Consider the following 922-nt stretch of genomic DNA (forward strand, 5'->3'; position numbering starts at 1 on the left):
GGGGTGAGTTTCTGCAGCCCGTATGTCAGTTTGCCGTCCTGGCCCCAGTTGCCGCCGGCGCCGAGGCCGCCGACGTAGATGGCGCCGTCGGGGCCGATGTTGACCTCCGAGATGCCGGCTTCGAGGCCCTGGGTGAGTCGGAACAGGGCGCCCTGGTACTCGCCGTTGACCTTCTCGACGTAGGCGCGTTGCAGGCCGCCGTAGGTGACGTCGCCGATGACGAACTGCCCGGCGTACCGTCCGGCGGTCAGATACAGGGGTGTGCTGGGGGAGTTCGCGATCTCGTTCTGCGGCATCCACAACACCGGCGGGGTGACCGGGTTGGCGTCGAACGGGCCGGCCGGGTTCATGTAGTGGTTGAAGAAACGGCCCTGCTTGATGTGGACCAACTTCGACGACGGTAGCCACCCGCCCTGGTTGTCGGTCACGAAGATACCGCCCTCGGGACCCCACCCGATGCCGTGTGGGGTGCGCAGCCCGCCGGCGACGTACGAGATCGCACCGGTGTCCTTGTTGACTTTGATGGTGGTGCCACGGTTCGGGGCCGGCTGCGGATCGGTGGTGTTACCCCCGTAGTTGATCGACACCGACAGGTTCAGGTAGAAGAACCCGTCCTGATAAAGCAGACCAAACGCGAACTCGTGGAAATTACCCCCGTACGGCCACGTCGCGACGGTCTGCAACTGGTCGGCGACCTCATCACCGGTGGTGTCGACCAACCGGGTCAGACGCTGCTTCTCCGACACGTACACCACCCCGTCGACGATCTTCAACCCCTGCGGCTCCTTCAACCCGCCAGCGATCTTCTTCGTCGTCACCGCACCCGGACTCGTCGCCCCACCGGTGTTACCCAGGATGTACACCTCACCATCCTGCGAACTACCCGACTGGTCACTACCACCCCAGGTGGAAATCACCAACC

General features: G+C 64.3%; 1 pseudogene. It reads right to left on the reverse strand.

Going from position 1 to position 922, the window contains the following annotated elements:
• Positions 1–863: pseudogene (locus ACLJN9_RS30500) on the reverse strand (hypothetical protein); the annotation flags it as partial.
• Positions 864–922 lie beyond the last annotated feature (59 nt).

This window comes from Micromonospora sp. 067-2, assembly GCF_046549295.1.
Taxonomy (GTDB): Bacteria; Actinomycetota; Actinomycetes; order Mycobacteriales; family Micromonosporaceae; genus Micromonospora.